Annotated in this window: 1 protein-coding gene; it reads right to left on the reverse strand. The window is 70.3% G+C overall.

What is annotated here, in order from left to right; all coding sequences use genetic code 11:
* A partial coding sequence (locus tag ABZV94_RS42185) for a FlgD immunoglobulin-like domain containing protein (RefSeq protein WP_356350491.1) occupies window positions 1-962 on the reverse strand: 962 nt, incomplete at its 3' end.
* Window positions 963-1,002 lie beyond the last annotated feature (40 nt).

Genomic DNA, 1,002 nt, shown 5'->3' on the forward strand with positions numbered 1-1,002 from the left:
GCGGCCGCACCGCCCGTCACCTTGACCGAACCCGACACCGCGAGAGCCGGACCCTGCCCGTCGGCCGGCTTCGCGGACAGGGACCAGGTGTACGCGCCGTTGGCGACGAGCTTGCCTGCGGCGTCCGTACCGTTCCAGCCTGCTGTGAACGTTCCACGCGCCTCGCCGCCGGTGATCGTACGGACGACCTGGCCGGACGCCTTGGCCTTCACGGTGACCTGCCACGACGCGGCCGGCTTGGACAGCCACCACGTGCCCGCCCAGCTCGGCGCGGCGACCCGCAGATCGAGCGAGGTCACGGGCGCCTTCGTGTCGATCACCGAGAGCGGCGCCGCCGGGATGCCCGTGGGGACGATCCGGACCCGCCGGTCGTCCCCGGTGTAGGCGACGTGGCCGCCGAAGCGGTCGACGGTCCAGCCGGCCCGGCGCACCGTGTTCTCGCTCAGATCCGCCGCGCTCACCAGCGCGCGGTGGGGCAGATCCGCGTACGTGCCGCCGGTCGGGAGGCCGTTGTGCAGATCGAAGAGCGTGAGACCTGCTTCCTGCGTGTAGGCGACGAAGTAGGTGTCGCCCAGCAGAATCTCGGCATCCGGAGCCGTCGTGACCCGGCCGGTCAGCCGGTCGTAGACACCCGCACCGCCGAACGAGTACCCGCTTGCGTGGCAGGTCCAGTACACCCAGCGGCCCACGGCTTGCAGTTCGGTGGGAACACATTTGTTGGGCGTGGTGAACGAGGGCCCCGCCACACCGTCCGGCAGCGCCTTCGAGGTCACCGTGGGCGAGTCCCTGAGGACGGTCCACAACGTGTTGCCCCACACCGCCGTACCGGTCTGTATCCGCTTCTCCAGCACTGCGCCGGAATCGGCGCCCTGGAATTCGACGATCTCTTGATAGCCACCGGTGGCCGCCGCGTTCACCACACCGAACCGACCGGAGAGATCGACGAGTTGTGGGCCGGCCATCCCGGTGGTGACCCTCGGGCCCCACGCGTCAGCCCCGTTC

The organism is Streptomyces sp. NPDC004658 (assembly GCF_040609555.1).
In the GTDB taxonomy this organism is placed as follows: Bacteria; Actinomycetota; Actinomycetes; order Streptomycetales; family Streptomycetaceae; genus Streptomyces.